Source organism: Exiguobacterium sp. JMULE1, from assembly GCF_013337175.1.
Taxonomy (GTDB): domain Bacteria; phylum Bacillota; class Bacilli; order Exiguobacteriales; family Exiguobacteriaceae; genus Exiguobacterium_A; species Exiguobacterium_A indicum.
Window position 1 is genome coordinate 708,139 of record NZ_SGWC01000002.1, and the last position, 16,753, is coordinate 724,891.

Genomic DNA, 16,753 nt, shown 5'->3' on the forward strand with positions numbered 1-16,753 from the left:
ACTTGACGATGAAACGACTTTTTGAGGTCAATGAGTGGAAAATTACAGAGCTTGGTTTTCATCCAGAAGATAATCGATTGGCAGAATCGATGACATCGATCGGAAACGGTCATATGGGAATGCGCGGGACGTTTGAAGAAGAATACACAGGGGACACGCATCAAGGCATGTATGTCGCAGGTGTTTACTATCCGGATAAGACACGTGTCGGCTGGTGGAAAAACGGTTATCCGGAGTACTTCGCGAAAGTACTCAATGCTGTCAATATCATGGGATTGAAAGTATCCGTCAACGGAAAAGCTGTTGACTTGAACACGTGGGAAGTCATCGACTTCAAACGCGAACTTGATATGCAACACGGTGTGTTGACACGGACGATGCTATTGAAGAATGGTGTAGAAGAGACCAAGATCGAATCCAAGCGTTTCTTCTCGATCGTCGATAAAGAAATCGCTGCCTTGCAATATACGGTGACGCCTGTCAATTTTGAAGCAGAAATCGTCATTGAATCGTATCTCGATGCAGATGTTGAAAATGAAGACTCGAACTATGACGAGAAGTTCTGGCTTCCTGTCGAACACGGAATTGAAGAACGGTTTGGTTATGTCACATCACAAAACGAAAAAGCTCGATTGGCATGTGACGGCAGCGATGATCACGGACGTCGAAGGCGCACGGTGTGAGGTCGTCGATGGCAATACGCAGTACGTCGCGAATCGTTTCACGAAACAAGCCGCAGTAGGTGAGGGTGTCACAGTCGAAAAATTCGTCGCACTCGTAACGAATCGTGACCATGACATCGATGCGTTACTGGAGCAAGCGATGAAACGGGTTCACGTCGCATTCGAATCAGGCTTTGAACCATTGCTTGCGACACATGAAGCAGCGTGGTTGCACCACTGGGAAGAAGCGGACGTGAAAATTGAAGGTGATGTCGAGGCACAGCAAGGGATTCGTTTCAACATCTTCCATATGTTCCAGACCTACACAGGTGAAGATTCACGCCTGAATATCGGACCAAAAGGATTCACGGGCGAGAAGTATGGTGGTGCGACGTATTGGGATACAGAAGCGTACTGCTTGAACTTCTACCTTGCGACGTCGAAACCGGAAGTGGCTTGGAATTTACTCAAGTATCGCCACAATCAATTACCGCAAGCAAAAGAAAATGCGGATAAGAATGTCGGCATGAAGGGTGCACTTTATCCGATGGTAACGATGAACGGAGAAGAGTGTCACAACGAGTGGGAAATCACACATGAAGAAATTCACCGGAACGGTGCAATCGCGCATGCGATTTATAATTACACGAATTACACGGGAGACACATCGTACCTCGGACAATACGGATTTGAAGTATTAGTCGAGATTTCTCGCTACTGGGCAAGCCGTGTCAATTACGTCGCGCATAAGGACGTCTATATGATTCTTGGCGTGACGGGACCAAACGAATACGAGAACAACGTCAACAACAACTGGTATACGAACCTGATTGCGGCATGGTGTCTCGAATATACGCAGACCGTCCACCGTCATTTGGCACAAGAAGAGCCAGAACGTCTGCAAGAACTTATGCATCAATTAGCGTTGACGGATGAGGAGCTGGCGAAGTGGGCAGATATCGATGCGAAGATGTATTATCCAAAAGATGAGGCAGCACCAGGAATCTTCATGCAACAGGATGGCTTCATGGATAAGGAACAAATCTTGGTCGCTGACCTCGATCCAAAACATCTTCCGCTAAACCAGAATTGGTCATGGGACCGGATCCTTCGCTCTGTCTTCATTAAACAAGCAGATGTCTTACAAGGTCTTTACTTCTTGACGGATCGATTCAGTGTAGAAGAGAAAAAAGCGAACTTCGATTTCTATGAACCACGCACGGTTCATGAATCGTCATTATCACCATGTATCTACTCAATCATTGCGGCGGAAGTCGGTTATGAGGAAAAAGCGGTCGAACTGTACCAACGCTCAGCACGACTTGATCTTGACAACTACAACAATGATACGGAAGACGGGTTACACATCACGTCGATGGTTGGATCATGGATGTCGATCGTCCACGGATTCGCTGGATTACGGGTGGCGAACGATACGTTATCCTTCAAGCCGATGTTGCCAAAAGGCTGGACGAGCTATACGTTCCGGATGCAATGGCGCGGTCATCATATCCATGTCCATGTACAGCCAAATGCCGTCGAAATCGCCCAAACAGAAGGCGAAGCATTCAGCTTAAACGTTCATGGAACAACTGTTGAAGTTCCGGCAGGAGGACAGATTACAGTTCCTGCTTCGATGACAGTATAAGAGAGAAAAAAGAACCGATTTTTGAGTCGGTTCTTTTTTTGTGTGTAACAAGAAGCAGGACACCTTTGTCACAAATGAAAACGCCATCATGAAAAAGAACATCAATCTTTGGAAATCTTGACTATCCGACGACATTTGAATGTGCTAAAGTGTTTCAAGATAGTTATGAATGAGAGGAGAACGGCGTGTGACAGCAGTAGTAAAGGAAAGTATGTTAAAAGTGATCGTGGCTTCGATTGGGGGATTCGTCATTGCCGTTGCCATGAACTGGTTTTTGATTCCGAGTGGTGTCTATTCGACTGGATTTACAGGACTTGCCCAAATCTTGACGCAAGTCCTTCAAAATACAGCATTTGCGTTTGGTGAAAACGTCTGGTTCTTGGCGTTGAACATCCCTTTGATCGTGCTCGCATGGATCATGTTAGGTCGGAGTTTTACAATCATTACGTTGGTTTCGGTATTGGCAACGACGATTTTCATTGGTCTTATTCCTCAATATGCTGTCATACCAGGTGATCAAACACTGAATGCAGTGTTTGGAGGGGTCTTGCTTGCGATCGGTACCGGTATAACGATTAAGTTCGGTGCTTCGACAGGTGGTTTCGATATCGTTGCCCTCATCTTTGCTCGTTTCTCCGATCGTAGTGTCGGCTTGTATCTGTTCGTCTTGAATTTCTTAATCGCATTATTAGCAGGCGCATTGTTCGGTTGGTCGACTGCTTTATACACGATCGTCTTCATCTACGTGACGTCTAAGGTCGTCGATGAGATTCATACGAGCAATCAGCGTCTGACGATCTTCATCGTCACGAATCATGCGGATGACATCACGACGGCTTTGCATCAGCATATCATCCGAGGAATCACGCAAATTCCTTCGATTGGAACGTATTCGCGAGCTGAAAAAGCGACGTTGATGATGGTCATCGAGCGTCACGAATTGCGGGACATTGAACGAATTTGCCGGGAAGCGGACGAGACAGTATTCATCAACGTCGTCGCAACGGACTCGGTCGTCGGATACTTCCGAAAAGGATAATGAAAAAGGCACTTGCTCTGCGATATGCAGCAAGTGCCTTTTATCTGTTATCATGCGAGTCCAAGAACGTGTCTCAAGTAATACGCGATCCCGTCATCCTCATTTCGCTTCGTCGTGCCGTTTGCCAGATGCTTCAGCGCGGGGATGGCATTACCCATCGCGACACCATGTCCAGCATACTCGATCATCTCTAAATCGTTTTCCTCATCACCGAACGCAACGATCTGTCGCGAATCAATTCCAAGGTGGTGTGCGATATGAGCAAGACCGACCGCTTTGCTTGTACCTTTTCGCATCACTTCGACCATGAATTCAGGCTTCACCCATTGACGATTGAGTACCGTCTCAGCATGGATACCAGATAGTTCGGAGCGGATCTCGTCGACGTGTTCTCCTTTGGCGTGAATCAAGAGAGACGTCGGTTCGTGAAGAAGCAGCTTTCGTAAATCTCCGGTCGTGACAGATAAGGCATGGTCGGTATAAAATTCGTAAATGCCGACTGGGTCATATTGAAAATAGACATGATCCGTGACTTCGCAGACAATATTTTGTGTTTTCGTCTCAGCGACGGATTCTAAAATATGTTGAACAGTTTTTAATGGAATCGGATGATGCTGGACTTCAAAGTGATTATCTTGCGGGTGATGAACGAGACCACCGTTAAAATTAACGATCGGTGTCGTCAAACCGAGCTGTTCGTAATATTTCCTGGCGTGACGAAATGGTCGTCCAGTTGCGATGACGACTTCGTGACCGTTCGCACGCGCACGCTGGAGCGCAGCGATATTCGCAGCGCTGATTGTCTTATCATCTTTTAAAAGGGTGCCGTCGAGATCGACAGCAATTAAGTGACGGGTCATAATGAAATCCTCCGCTTTCTTTTCGTTAATTCTACTGTAGCATATGAAGCGATTGTCCTTCGTATGAAACGATTAAGTTTTTCAAGGAAAAGAAAGCGCTTGAAAAAATTAGAGAAAAGCTGTTGCTTGGATTAAAAAATGGTATACTACAAATCGTAGGATAACTCTATAGTACGTTATGGAAACGGAGGGGAAATCATGCGTTTTCTCGTTACATTCTTTTGGTCATTCTTACTCGTGAACACGGCTGTGTTCATCGTATCGGCAGTTGATGCAGTAACGTATAGCTTCGGATTCGCGACAGCTATGTCTGTCGTCACTTCACTTGTCGTCTTCGCACTCGATGCCGTCAATGAAGATTTAGGTCTTGGTCAAGGGACTAAGGCAGAATAAGGAAAAGCGAGATGTCGTCATATGGGCGATAGGCTCGCTTTTTGTCTTAAGGAGGAATGATTGATGATCGTCATCGAACAGGTTCTGTGGCAAGAGATGCCGCAAAATGTCTACATCGCAGGAAACCAGATCATCGGAATCGGTTCCTACACCATAGATGAAGCACTGATTACGCACCGGATTGATGGTCGCAACAAACGGCTAGTCCCCGGATTCATCGACGGACACTTACATCCGATCGGTGGAGGAGGAGAAGGCGGATTTGCCACGCGAACGGCACCGTTGACTGTTCGCGACATATTCGAAGGTGGTGTCACGACGGTTGTCGGATTGCTCGGAACGGACGGCTGGACGCGAACTGGAATCGATCTACTGGCACATATACGGGGATATGCTGCATCTGGTATCCGTCCCTTTCTATTAAGCGGAAGTTATATGGTTCCGCCGGTCTTTCTGACGCAATCGACAGGACATGATATCGTCCTCATCAATGAAGTGATTGGCATCGGAGAGATTGCCATCAACGATCACCGATCGACACAACCGACGGCTCATGAACTCGCGCGATTAGCGTCAGAAGCCCGAATTGCCGGCATGGTCAAAGGAGTGTCGGGAACGATGAACGTCCATATCGGAGACGGGAAACAAGGGCTCGATCTGTTACATGAGGTGATTGATACGACGGACCTCCCCATCGGACAATTCCTTCCGACGCATATCAACCGAAGTGAACGAATCTTTGAAGCGGGACTTGCCTGGGCGAAACGAGGAGGACGGATCGATTTCACGACGTGTACGACGGAAACTTTCATTGCGGAAGGCGAGATTCCAGCAGGACAGGCTGTCGCCCGTGCTTTAGCAGCGGGAATTCCACTCGAGCAGATCACGATATCGAGCGATGCTGGCGCAAGTCTTCCGGCGTTTGATGAGGCAGGTCGATTAGTGCGAATTGATACAGGAAAACCCTCTTCCTTGATGCAAGCCGTACGCGATGCAGTGGAGCAGGGTGTTGCTTTTGATCAGGCAATCGCGACGATTACGCGGCATGTCGCGGATGCATATGGTATACCGGGCGGGCGAATCGCGGTTGGAGAACGAGCGGATCTGTTACTGATTGATGACGCTTTGCAAATCGATACGATTCTTGCGAATGGTCATGCTATAATGATTCAGAAAAAATGGCTAATACCAGAATGACGGAGGGATAGACGTGTCAAAGAAGTCGAAACGAAAAAACACGAAAAAACCGCAATCCAAGGCGAATTGGATTACAGCGGGAGTCATCGCCTTGATCGTATTGGTTGGGGGGTTACTGCTCGTCTTCACGGATCGAGAAGATTCTGCATCGAAGAATGGCAATCTAACGGCTACACAAGTCGCAGATAAAGTGAAATCCGGTGATGAATTCTATACGTATTTCTATCAAACGGGATGCGTCCACTGTGAAAAAGTAAAACCATATCTCGTTCCGCTTGGTGAAAAACAAGACATTCCATTCGAACAGATCGATCTTGCTGTCGAACAGTCGGCTTGGGACACGTTTGGCATCGAGGGTACACCGACGGTCGTTCACTTTAAAGACGGTAAGGAAGTCGGACGCGTAGCAGGTGAACAAACAGAAGACAGCTATAAAGAGTTCTTCGCTGGAAAAGACGTAAAGGACTCAAAAGAAGAATCATCTGGTGATCTCAATGATTAAAAAATGGTTTTACTCTCGCGTGTTCGAATTAAATGGACACCCGCTTGTTGCTAAACAACTGAAACGGTTTGCGATGAGCCGTATCAGTCGTCCGTTCATCCGTCCGTTCGTTCAGGCATACGATTTAAATATGACAGAAGCGACTCAGAATTTAGAAGCGTATTCGAGTTTACATGACGTTTTCATTCGTCATGTCAAACCGGAAATGCGACCGATCGATCAAGCAGAAGGTGCATTCGTCAGTCCGTGTGACGGTGTATTGTCTGTCGTTGACGATTTGACGGCTGATAGCCGCTTTACTGTCAAAGGACAATCGTATACGGTATCCGAGTTACTCGGTTCCCATCATGAAGCACAGCAATATGTTGGTGGACGTGTGATGATCTTTTACTTAAGTCCGCAAAACTATCACCGGGTTCATGTGCCGATGGATGGAACAGTCCGGACGAGCTATACGCTCGGTCGCGATTCGGCACCGGTGAATGAGATTGGTCTTACACATGCGCTTCGCCCGTTGACACGTAATTACCGTCGCGTGACGCGCATCGTCCAAGGGAAACATGCACTTGAACATGTCATGGTCGGTGCACTGAACGTTAACTCGATCGTTCGGACGAACGAGTCGAAGGACCTTCGTCGCGGGGATGAGTTTGGATACTTCTCATTCGGTTCGACGGTCGTCCTGATTTGTCCGAAAGATGCATTGACGTTAGACAGCCAAGCGATTGGACCGGTTTTAATGGGGCAACGCCTCGGACAATGGCATTCATGATAGCGAGGCGCCCGTTATGGGCGTCTCCTTACATTTAGGAGGAATGAATCATGCCGGCACTGGCATTAGCAGAAATCGGAAGTACGCAGGTCCAAACGTATATCGCACTCATTATTTTTTTAGTGACCTATGGCTTCATCATCAGTGAAAAAATTAGTCGAGCAATCGTTGCCTTACTTGGAGCGCTCGCGATGGTCATCATCGGCATTGTGGATCTCGAGACTGCATTGTTTGAATATATCGAGTGGGGAACAATCGTCTTATTGATTGGGATGATGATTCTCGTCACGATTGCCAATCAATCTGGCTTGTTCGAATACATCGCGATCCGTGCTGCGAAGACGACAAAAGGTGATCCGATCAAGGTATTGGTTTTACTGTCCGCATTGACAGCACTCGGATCTGCATTCCTTGATAACGTCACGACGGTTCTATTGATCGTTCCAATCACGTTTTCGATTACGAAGATACTGAAGATCGCGCCGTTTCCATTCTTGCTCGCAGAAGTCCTATTTGCGAATATCGGTGGAACAGCAACGTTGATCGGGGATCCACCGAACATCATGATTGGTGCTGCGAATCCACACTTGACGTTCAATGCCTTTTTAGTGAATCTCGCACCAATCATCCTCGTCATCACGGTCGTAACGATCGGCATTCTTTACTTCGTCTTCCGGAAGCAACTACATGTTGAAGCGGAAGATCGGCAGAAACTGATGGAAATCGATGAGAAGAGTTATATCGTCAGTCGAAAATTGGTCGCACGAAGCAGTATCGTCCTCGTCAGTACGATTGCGCTGTTCGTACTGCATCCGGTGCTTGATCGCATCGGACTCCATCTCGAAGCACCGGCGATCGCGATTCTTGGAGCGACAATCCTGATGTTGCTGACGATTGAAAACGATCATCAGCTAGAAGGAATCTTTGCTCGTGTTGAATGGACGACGATCTTCTTCTTCGCTGGACTATTCGTGCTCGTCGGCGGGATTCAAGAAGCAGGTATCATTCGCTACCTTGCTGAAAAGACGATTGATTTGACAGGCGGTGACATTCAGACGACAGCGACTGCTGTTCTTTGGTTGTCTGGTATCGCCAGTGCGACGATCGATAATATCCCGTTCGTTGCGACGATGATTCCACTCATCAATGATGTAGCTGCTGGAATTGGATTATCACCAGCAGATGCGAAAGTGGACGTATTATGGTGGTCCCTCGCACTCGGTGCCTGTCTCGGTGGTAACGGAACATTGATCGGTGCATCGGCGAACGTCATCGTCGCGGGTCTCGCGACACGACAAGGTGAAAAATTCACCTATATGCGCTTTTTGATTTACGGAGCACCGATCACGATTGTGACGTTGATTCTATCCCAACTCTATTTGTGGATTCGGTATTACTAAGAAAACGGAAGGTCCGCCTTCCGTTTTCTTTTGTGCGTCGCTCTTACTACCTGATTGTGCTATAATCGAACGATAAGAGCATAACTGTTTCTTAAACTTAACTATAGAGCTAGACCATTATCTGGAGGTTTTATTCTTGTTCAAACGACTTTATCCGAAACATTTCGTGGCTTCGATCTACGATATCGACCTTGAAATGCTCAAACGAAACGGTGTCAAAGCGATTTTGACCGATCTTGATAATACGCTCGTCGCATGGAATATCGCAGATGCTCCAGACGAATTGGTTGCTTGGCTGGATATGGTGAATAATCAATATGGTTTCGACGTCATCATCGTATCGAACAATAACGGAGACCGCGTCAAGAAGTTTGCGGATCCACTCGGATTGCATTATATTGCGCCTGCTCGAAAACCGCTTCCTATCGGGTTTAAACGGGCATTGACGGAATTCGGTTATCACGCGAAGGAAGTTGTCTTCTTAGGAGACCAACTCTTCACGGATGTACTCGGTGCAAACTCCGTTGGAATCGAAGTCATCCACGTTCAACCTGTCGTTAAGACGGACGGTGTCGTCACGAAATTCAATCGCCTGATGGAACGTGTCATTTTCCGCCGGATGAAACGCAAAGGAATCTATAAATTGACACAACGCGTCAAGGAAGATCCTTCTGCACTGGAGCATCCGATCGAAACACTTCGTCAGGATAAGCAACAATAACCCTGTCAGATCGGTAGATGAAAGGGAAGGCAGCAGTCGCAACATGTACGGCGAGAGGTCGGAAGTTACGCTCTTGGAGTAGCGAGCAGGGCGCTACGGTGAAAAGAGAAGGGATATCGTTCCCGCATGCGGCTCAACATAATATGATCGAAGAAATCCACTGCGCTGGCTGTGGTGTCGCCATTCAAACGGAAGACACGAAAGCACCAGGATACGCACCTAAATCTGCACTTGATCGTGAAATGGTCATTTGCCAACGTTGCTTTAAATTAAAGCACTACAATCAAATTCAAGATGTATCGTTATCGGACGATGATTTCGTTAAAATCTTAGACGGAATCGGTCAAAAAGATGCACTTGTCGTTAAAATCGTTGATATCTTCGATTTTAATGGAAGTTGGTTACCGGGCTTACATCGGTTCGTCGGTAAAAACGATGTCTTACTCGTCGGGAACAAAGCCGATTTATTACCGAAGTCACTCAACCCGAACCGCCTCATGAACTGGATGCGTCAAGCATCGAAAGAACTTGGATTACGTCCAGTCGACGTTCATCTGATCAGTGCGAAAAAAGGGCACGGAGTCGATGAACTCGCTGAAAAAATCGATTATTATCGAAAAGGTCGCGACGTCTATGTCGTTGGTTGTACGAACGTCGGGAAATCGACACTGATCAACCAAGTCATCAAACGCTTCGGTGAAGAAGATGAAGCCGTCATCACGGTCAGTCACTTCCCAGGAACGACACTAGACTTGATCGACATTCCACTCGACGATAACTGTAACCTGTATGATACACCGGGGATCATCAATCATCACCAGATGGCTCACTATGTTGATGCAAAGGACTTGAAGCTGATCACACCGAAAAAAGAGATCAAGCCACAAGTCTTCCAAATCCATCCGCAACAGACACTCTTCTTCGGAGGTCTTGCACGATTGGACTATATGGAAGGGAACAAGCGTTCATTCGTCATCTACATGTCGAACGAATTGAAAGTTCACCGGACGAAGCTTGAAAAAGCAGACGATTTATACGCGAACCACAACGGTGAGCTGTTGTCTCCGCCAAACGAAAAGACGCGGGAGATGCTACCGCCGCTTGTCCGTCATGAATTCAGCCTCCGCGACAACATGAAGACGGATATCGTCTTCAGTGGACTCGGGTGGGTTGCGGTTCACGGAAAAGGTGGACGTGTCGCTGCTTATGCCCCGAAAGGTGTCGCTGTATCCTTACGTGAGGCGCTCGTCTGATGCGCTTTGCCGTCATCGGTCATCCGATTGCCCATTCACTTTCACCCGAGCTGCATACAGCTTGGCTGGAAGCGGCTGGGCTTTTCGGCTGTTATGACCTCATCGATGTAACGGAGCAGCAATTGCCGCAAATCATTACAAAATTACGCACACATCAGCTAGACGGAATCAATGTGACGATTCCACATAAAACAGCAATTATCCCGTATCTGGATCGGCTAGAGCCGGCAGCTCAAAAAGCAGGCGCCGTGAATACGGTATATCGGCAGGATGGGCAGTTGATTGGTGCGAATACAGATGGAATCGGATTCGTCCGCGCATTGATAGAACGTCGTCCGTCATTTCAAAAGACGCTCGTTCTTGGTGCGGGCGGTGCGGCGCGAGGCATCATTGCTGCGTTGCCCGGAGATGTGACGATCACGAATCGTACAGAAGAACGCTCTAAGGCAGTTGCCGATGAATTCGGAGCAACCGTTCTACCATGGCAAGAAACATTTGATTTAACGAGTTACGACGTCATCATCAATACGACTTCTGTCGGGATGGCGCCACATATCGAGGCACGTCCGATCGAATTGACGGAGACGCACGCCTTGATTTGTGATATTATTTATCGACCGACGCCGACCCGTCTATTGCGTGAAGCGACCGAAAAAGGTCTCGACACACTTGACGGCGTCCCGATGTTCGTCTTACAAGCGGCTGAAGCATTTGAACGCTTCACCGGACAAGCACCTGACCTTGCACTTGGCGAGCAGGTGATACGAAAGCAATTGGAGGAATTTTAATCATGTTAACAGGTAAACAAAAACGTTTTTTACGCGCGACAGCTCATGACTTAAACCCGATTTTCCAAGTCGGTAAAAATGGAGTCGGCGAAGCGATGTGCGCTGATTTGATGGATGCGCTCGAAAAACGGGAACTCTTGAAAGTACAAGTATTGCAAAATTGTGCGGACGCACCAAAGGATGTCGCACAAGAACTCGTCGCAGGAACGAATGCTGAACTCGTTCAAGTCATCGGAAAAGTCATCGTTCTCTATAAAGAATCAAAAGAGAACAAGACGCTCGAATTGCCACGATGAAAATCGGACTGATGGGCGGAACGTTCGATCCTCCGCATATCGGTCATCTCCTGATTGCCGAACAAGCGCAGGAACAACTCGAACTCGATGCGGTCTGGTTCGTACCAGCGAATGTGCCACCGCATAAACAACGTACAGTCACAGACGCAACCAAGCGTTTACGCCTTGTAGAAGAAGCAATTGCATTGAATCCTGCTTTTTCCGTCTCAGCAATCGAGTTTGAGCGCGAAGAGCCTTCTTATACGTATGATACGATTCGTGCACTCAAGCACCGGTACCCGGAGCATGAGTTTCTGTTTCTCGTTGGAGCAGACTCACTCGTGAGGCTCGATACGTGGTATCAAGCCGAACGGTTATACAAGGAAGTCGTCTTTGGTGCCGTCGCTCGACCGGGCAGTCGGTATCTGATTCCGCGCGGTGCCCGTGTGAAAGCGGTCGATATGCCATTGCTAGAAATTTCTTCGACGGATATCCGGCAACGGGTCGCGCGCGGACGGAGCATTCGCTACCTTGTACCGGAAGCCGTTCGACAACGGATTGAGGAGTGGAATCTATATGCGCCTTGAAGAAGCACGTCAAATCATTGAGCGTACGTTGCCTGAGCGACGCTATGTGCATACATTAGGTGTCGTCGAAACAGCGCGACACTTAGCTCTTAAATATGGTGTTGACGAAGAAGAAGCAACACTTGCTGCTATGCTTCATGATTATGCGAAATACCGCGATACGAATGAGATGCGTTCGATTGCCGTTGAATTGAATCAACGGGTTTTACTCGATTATGATGACGAACTGCTTCATGCGCCAGTAGGTGCGGAGCTTGTCCGTCGAGAACTTGGTCTTGATTCAGATGTAATTTATCAGGCCATCGCAAATCATACGACGGGGGCACCCGGTATGCCGTTGCTCGATCAAATCATCTTCGTCGCGGATGCGATTGAACCAAATCGCAGTTATCCAGGTGTCGAAGCGCTTCGTGAAGTAGCGGAGCAGGATTTGACGGACGCCGTCATTGCAACACTCAGTCAGACAATTCATTTTTTATGTAAAAAACAAGCCATCATCTTTCCGCGAACGATTGAGACTTATAATGCCTTCGTCGCGGCCAAACGAAAGGGGACCGTCCTATGACAGTCGAACAAGAATTACAATTAATCGTAAATGCCATCGACGATAAACGCGCTGAAGATATCGTCGTCCTGAATATGTCGAGCATCTCACCAGTTGCCGACTACTTCGTCATCTGTGAAGGGAATTCAGAAAAACAAGTACAGGCAATCGCACGTGAACTCAAAGAAGTCGCGCACGAACATAACCTGCCGATCAAACGTCTCGAAGGATTCGATGCGGCACGTTGGGTGTTAGCGGATCTTGAAAACGTCGTCGTTCACGTCTTCCACCGTGACGATCGTGATTACTATAATCTCGAAAAACTCTGGGCAGATGCTCCAAAGGTTGAAGTCGAGGTCAACTAATGGCATACGAACAGTTCGCCTACATCTATGATGAATTGATGCAAGACGTCCCGTACGATCAATGGGTCGACTGGGTCAAAGCATACGTTCCGACTGGCAGTACGATTGCTGATATCGGATGTGGAACGGGTACGGCGACGCTTGCATTAGCGGCACACTATGAGATGCTCGGAATCGATTTATCGGAAGAGATGCTCGAAGTCGCGCAGGAAAAAGCGATAGAAGAGGGATTACGCATTCAATTCTGGGCGCAAGACATGCGCGAAATCGAATTGCCGACACCTGTCGATGCCGCGACGATCCTATGCGACTCCTTGAACTATCTCCGGACGGAAGAGGATGTCAAACAGACGTTTACACATGTAGCAGCAATCCTCAAAGAGGGTGGACGTCTCTTATTTGATACACACTCTCCATACAAGATGGAAACATTGTTCAATGGAAAGACATATGCGACACATGCGGAGCAAAGTTCGTATATCTGGTTCGCGGATCCTGGTGAAGCACCGCTTTCTGTCGTCCATGAACTGACTTTCTTCATCGAGGAAGAGGACGGTCGCTATGAGCGTGTCGATGAAACGCATCATCAGCGGACGTATCCTCCAGCACAGTACGTGACGTGGTTACGCGACGCCGGATTCCGTGTTCTTGCGGTCACAGGCGATTTTGGACCGGATGCTCCTTCTGAGACAGCCGAGCGGATTTTCTTCGTTGCTGAAAAAATGTAAAAGTGATCTCATCCGTCTTCTTTAAGCGATACACGTTCGTGTTGCTTGAAGAAGACGGATTTTTTGTTCGTCAAACAGATGCTAATTCAAAGTAACGGTATGGATGATATGACCTTTATCCGACATAACACACCGTATCATGTTGTAAAAGAGTGGTTAGTACGTATTCCTTCGTTTCCTGAAGTCCGTAGCGACCTGTTAGAGTCGTGGAAAAAGGAGGGATTCGTCTTGACCGTTCCACGTTTGCAACAGATCGCAGGTCTCGTCGTCGTCCTGCTACTCATCATTTTATTGTTCGTACCATTACCCTCTTGTTCGAATGAAGCGATGGTCGATCAACCGTCCTTAACGGATAAACAACAAGAGGCAAAAGCAGAGCCAGCAGAAAAAGATACCTCGATTCGTGACAAACTCATCATGGTCGATGTGAAAGGGGCGGTAGAAGCACCTGGACCCTATCAATTTCACCTCGGTGATCGAGTGAAGGATGCAATCGAAAAAGCAAAGACGACTGAGAAAGCTGACATTCGACAAATGAATCTCGCGGCACGTCTCATTGATGGACAGGAAGTCATCGTGCCGGTAAAAAAGACGAAAGATCAGCCGAAACCAACGAAACGCTCAAAAGCAGAGATACCAAAAGGACTGATTGACCTCAATGCGGCAACGGCGGAACAGTTGATGGAGGTTCCGGGAATCGGTCCTGCCAAAGCAGAAGCGATCTTAGCCTATCGTGAGGAGAAGGGGGGATTTGCGACGTATGAATCACTCGGAGATGTGAAGGGCTTTGGGGAAAAGACGTTAGAATCGCTTAAATCCTACCTGATCGTCTACTGATGCCACTTCATGCGCTGTTCGTTCTCTTACTCATTGTCGCCATTAAAGAATCGATCTGGTGGTTAGTGACGCTGATGCTATTTACTGTCATGAAGTCATGGTCTTTTTCAATCGGTCGTCTTTTCTTTTTGTTCATTCTGAGTTGTCTATTCATCGGAATGGGTCATCTGTCACCTGAACCGCACGACGTCTCGTCTGTTGACATCTTATCAGGTAAGCGTAATGGGGATCGAATTCGCTATGAGGCGGAGAGCAACGGTCAATCGATTCTATTGACGGCAACGATTGCAGAAGATGAGACAGGATACGAACGAATCGGTTACTCCTGTCACGTCGATACGGAACCGCTCGATGTCCGTCAACAATCGAATGCGGGAGGTTTTGACGAACTGCAATTCATGCATACGAATCGTTACGCTGGAAAGTGGGAAGTACGTTCGTTTGATTCCTGTCATCCGACACTTGGATATGCGGCAGAAGGAAGACGGGTACGTGAAGCATGGTTGAAACGGATAGAAGACTTGTTACCACAAAAGCAAGCATTCTACGTCGAAGCACTTGTATTTGGTGAGGATCGATTAATGGATCAAGTGACGCTCGAACGGTTTAAGAAATTCGGCTTATTACATGCGATCGTCATCTCAGGATCACATATCGCTTTTTTAGTGTTTAGTCTGCTGTACGTCTTACGAAAAATCAGGATGACAAAAGAAAAACGACTTGATATCGTTCTGATTTTACTGCCGATTTACGCATGGTTGACGGAGTGGAGTCCTCCAGTCACTCGGGCTGTGCTCGTCGCGATCATTCTGTTGCTCGGTCGTCGTTTCCACAAACCGTTAGATCCGGTCGAGGTCATTGCGGGGGTCGCGGCTTTTCAATTAGCGATTCAACCAACTGTCATTTACGATATCGGATTTCAATTGACGGTCGGACTGACGCTGTTTCTTGTGCTGTCGAGACGACTCATGGGTTCGGTTCGTCGTCCTTGGAACTGGCTACTTATCAGTGCGTGGGCACAATTCGGAACCCTTTTGTTTTTACAGGGGATTGAACAAACAACGGTTTCAATCTGGTCTCCGTTGTTGAATTTATTAATTGGTAGCTGGATTGAGTGGGTGATTCTGCCAGGATCGTTCCTCCTTGCGACGCTTCCATTTTTACCGCTCAGTTCGACGTTTCAGATTGCGCATCAGTACGCGATTCAATGGATGGACCAAGCATTACAGCTAGCGGAACATCTGCCGTTAGCAATGGTTGCCGTTCCAACATTTTCTCCGATCGTCTTGACAATCGTCGTTGTCGGAACGGGAATCGCTTGGTTCATTGCTGAACGGAGATGGTGGGGGCATGCTCTCCCATTGGTCCTTTTGCTTACGGCATGGGGTTACACGGAGTGGCACGTACCTGAACAAATCACGTTTTTAGATGTCGGGCAAGGGGATAGTATCGTACTTGAGAAAGCAGGAGAGACGTTCGTCGTAGACACAGGTGGTGTTTATCAGCAAACGACGCATCCACTGCTTCGTCCGTTTGATCCGGGTAGTCATATCGTCGCGCCCTTTTTATTCACACGAGGAGAAGCAGAAATCGACGGTCTCATCGTGACACATGCTGATCACGATCACGTCGGTGGACTGCTAGGATTACTGCGTCAAGTTCGTGTGAAAACCATTTATTTAGGGGCGTATGACAACACGGATGAGAAGCGAAACGATTTGATTCATTCGATCGAAGCAACTGGAACGCATGTCAAGTTCGTTCAAAAGGGACAAACGATTCGTCCTTGGTTACATGTACTTGCACCGACTGGACGAGAAGAAGAAGAGAACGATCGGTCTATTATATTACTTGCACAGATTGCCAAACAACGTGTTTTACTGACGGGTGACGCTGGCCTAGCAATCGAGGACGAATTAACGATTGGTCCGATCGATATTCTAAAAGCAGGTCATCATGGTTCGAACACGTCGACCGGTGAAGAACTCTTGCAGAAGACAAATCCGAAGATTGTCATCTTATCAGTCGGACGAAAAAATCGATACGGGCATCCGCATCCGGACGTGCTTGAGCGGATCGGGACAGATCGGATCGTCTTTCGAACGGATGAGGACGGGAGTGTAACTTGTTCTTCAGCGGGCTGTGAACCTATGATAAAATAAAAAAACAGCAACCCCCCAAG

Annotated in this window: 17 protein-coding genes and 1 pseudogene; 17 read left to right on the forward strand and 1 reads right to left on the reverse strand. The window is 47.7% G+C overall.

Going from position 1 to position 16,753, the window contains the following annotated elements:
• Positions 1–8: 8 nt before the first annotated feature.
• Positions 9–2,310, forward strand: a pseudogene (locus EXW93_RS03805) (glycoside hydrolase family 65 protein).
• A 187-nt stretch (positions 2,311–2,497) separates the two neighbouring features.
• Positions 2,498–3,349 (forward strand): YitT family protein, encoded by an 852-nt coding sequence (locus EXW93_RS03810; protein WP_023467413.1) that lies wholly within the window; start codon positions 2,498–2,500, stop codon positions 3,347–3,349.
• 50 nt (positions 3,350–3,399) lie between these two features.
• Here EXW93_RS03810 and EXW93_RS03815 read toward each other — a convergent pair whose 3' ends face one another.
• On the reverse strand, positions 3,400–4,209 hold the full coding sequence (locus EXW93_RS03815) for a Cof-type HAD-IIB family hydrolase (protein WP_023467414.1): 810 nt from the start codon (positions 4,207–4,209) through the stop codon (positions 3,400–3,402).
• Positions 4,210–4,407: 198 nt separating this feature from the next.
• On the opposite strand from EXW93_RS03815, the gene EXW93_RS03820 reads away from it, so the two are divergent.
• The 15 genes from EXW93_RS03820 (at position 4,408) to EXW93_RS03890 (ending at position 16,733) form a co-directional block, all read left to right on the forward strand.
• Positions 4,408–4,602 carry a YjzD family protein gene (locus tag EXW93_RS03820; protein WP_023467415.1) on the forward strand — a complete coding sequence of 65 codons (195 nt, stop codon included), beginning with the start codon at positions 4,408–4,410 and terminating at the stop codon, positions 4,600–4,602.
• 63 nt (positions 4,603–4,665) lie between these two features.
• Entirely contained in the window at positions 4,666–5,799 is a 1,134-nt protein-coding gene (iadA, locus tag EXW93_RS03825) for a beta-aspartyl-peptidase (RefSeq protein ID WP_055966962.1), read from the forward strand.
• 13 nt (positions 5,800–5,812) lie between these two features.
• Positions 5,813–6,301: a thioredoxin family protein gene (locus EXW93_RS03830; RefSeq protein ID WP_023467417.1), complete on the forward strand. Its 489-nt coding sequence runs from the start codon at positions 5,813–5,815 to the stop codon at positions 6,299–6,301.
• Positions 6,294–7,073, forward strand: a complete 780-nt coding sequence (locus EXW93_RS03835) for a phosphatidylserine decarboxylase (protein WP_051353617.1) — start codon at positions 6,294–6,296, stop codon at positions 7,071–7,073. The genes EXW93_RS03830 and EXW93_RS03835 overlap by 8 nt, the downstream gene beginning before the upstream one ends.
• A 50-nt stretch (positions 7,074–7,123) precedes the next feature.
• On the forward strand, positions 7,124–8,473 hold the full coding sequence (locus EXW93_RS03840; protein ID WP_023467419.1) for an ArsB/NhaD family transporter: 1,350 nt from the start codon (positions 7,124–7,126) through the stop codon (positions 8,471–8,473).
• Between the two features lie 136 nt (positions 8,474–8,609).
• A complete protein-coding gene (locus tag EXW93_RS03845) occupies positions 8,610–9,194 on the forward strand; it encodes a YqeG family HAD IIIA-type phosphatase (protein ID WP_023467420.1) in 585 nt (194 codons plus the stop codon).
• A 143-nt stretch (positions 9,195–9,337) separates the two neighbouring features.
• Positions 9,338–10,447: a ribosome biogenesis GTPase YqeH gene (yqeH, locus tag EXW93_RS03850; protein WP_023467421.1), complete on the forward strand. Its 1,110-nt coding sequence runs from the start codon at positions 9,338–9,340 to the stop codon at positions 10,445–10,447.
• Positions 10,447–11,235, forward strand: a complete 789-nt coding sequence (gene aroE, locus EXW93_RS03855) for a shikimate dehydrogenase (protein WP_035398421.1) — start codon at positions 10,447–10,449, stop codon at positions 11,233–11,235. The genes yqeH and aroE overlap by 1 nt, the downstream gene beginning before the upstream one ends.
• 2 nt (positions 11,236–11,237) lie before the next feature.
• The gene (gene yhbY, locus EXW93_RS03860; protein ID WP_023467424.1) at positions 11,238–11,531 is read left to right on the forward strand and encodes a ribosome assembly RNA-binding protein YhbY; all 294 of its coding nucleotides are present in this window, start codon (positions 11,238–11,240) and stop codon (positions 11,529–11,531) included.
• Entirely contained in the window at positions 11,528–12,097 is a 570-nt protein-coding gene (nadD, locus tag EXW93_RS03865) for a nicotinate-nucleotide adenylyltransferase (protein WP_174316043.1), read from the forward strand. The genes yhbY and nadD overlap by 4 nt, the downstream gene beginning before the upstream one ends.
• Positions 12,087–12,662, forward strand: coding sequence for a bis(5'-nucleosyl)-tetraphosphatase (symmetrical) YqeK (gene yqeK / locus EXW93_RS03870; protein WP_023467426.1), 576 nt, complete (start codon positions 12,087–12,089; stop codon positions 12,660–12,662). The genes nadD and yqeK overlap by 11 nt, the downstream gene beginning before the upstream one ends.
• The gene (rsfS, locus tag EXW93_RS03875; RefSeq protein WP_023467427.1) at positions 12,659–13,006 is read left to right on the forward strand and encodes a ribosome silencing factor; all 348 of its coding nucleotides are present in this window, start codon (positions 12,659–12,661) and stop codon (positions 13,004–13,006) included. Before yqeK ends, rsfS begins: the two co-directional genes overlap by 4 nt.
• Complete coding sequence (locus tag EXW93_RS03880; protein WP_174316044.1) at positions 13,006–13,734, forward strand: class I SAM-dependent DNA methyltransferase; 729 nt, start codon at positions 13,006–13,008, stop codon at positions 13,732–13,734. The genes rsfS and EXW93_RS03880 overlap by 1 nt, the downstream gene beginning before the upstream one ends.
• A gap of 228 nt (positions 13,735–13,962) precedes the next feature.
• A complete protein-coding gene (locus EXW93_RS03885; RefSeq protein ID WP_023467429.1) occupies positions 13,963–14,571 on the forward strand; it encodes a helix-hairpin-helix domain-containing protein in 609 nt (202 codons plus the stop codon).
• The gene (locus EXW93_RS03890) at positions 14,571–16,733 is read left to right on the forward strand and encodes a DNA internalization-related competence protein ComEC/Rec2 (protein ID WP_174316045.1); all 2,163 of its coding nucleotides are present in this window, start codon (positions 14,571–14,573) and stop codon (positions 16,731–16,733) included. Before EXW93_RS03885 ends, EXW93_RS03890 begins: the two co-directional genes overlap by 1 nt.
• Positions 16,734–16,753 lie beyond the last annotated feature (20 nt).

Bases quoted from the DNA above. Each gene is read 5' to 3' on its own strand.
- EXW93_RS03815 (WP_023467414.1), bottom strand. From the start codon at position 4,209: ATGACCCGTCACTTAATTGCTGTCGATCTCGACGGCACCCTTTTAAAA.
- EXW93_RS03820 (WP_023467415.1), top strand. From the start codon at position 4,408: ATGCGTTTTCTCGTTACATTCTTTTGGTCATTCTTACTCGTGAACACG.
- iadA (WP_055966962.1), top strand. From the start codon at position 4,666: ATGATCGTCATCGAACAGGTTCTGTGGCAAGAGATGCCGCAAAATGTC.
- EXW93_RS03835 (WP_051353617.1), top strand. From the start codon at position 6,294: ATGATTAAAAAATGGTTTTACTCTCGCGTGTTCGAATTAAATGGACAC.
- EXW93_RS03840 (WP_023467419.1), top strand. From the start codon at position 7,124: ATGCCGGCACTGGCATTAGCAGAAATCGGAAGTACGCAGGTCCAAACG.
- yqeH (WP_023467421.1), top strand. From the start codon at position 9,338: ATGATCGAAGAAATCCACTGCGCTGGCTGTGGTGTCGCCATTCAAACG.
- aroE (WP_035398421.1), top strand. From the start codon at position 10,447: ATGCGCTTTGCCGTCATCGGTCATCCGATTGCCCATTCACTTTCACCC.
- yhbY (WP_023467424.1), top strand. From the start codon at position 11,238: ATGTTAACAGGTAAACAAAAACGTTTTTTACGCGCGACAGCTCATGAC.
- nadD (WP_174316043.1), top strand. From the start codon at position 11,528: ATGAAAATCGGACTGATGGGCGGAACGTTCGATCCTCCGCATATCGGT.
- yqeK (WP_023467426.1), top strand. From the start codon at position 12,087: ATGCGCCTTGAAGAAGCACGTCAAATCATTGAGCGTACGTTGCCTGAG.
- rsfS (WP_023467427.1), top strand. From the start codon at position 12,659: ATGACAGTCGAACAAGAATTACAATTAATCGTAAATGCCATCGACGAT.
- EXW93_RS03880 (WP_174316044.1), top strand. From the start codon at position 13,006: ATGGCATACGAACAGTTCGCCTACATCTATGATGAATTGATGCAAGAC.
- EXW93_RS03890 (WP_174316045.1), top strand. From the start codon at position 14,571: ATGCCACTTCATGCGCTGTTCGTTCTCTTACTCATTGTCGCCATTAAA.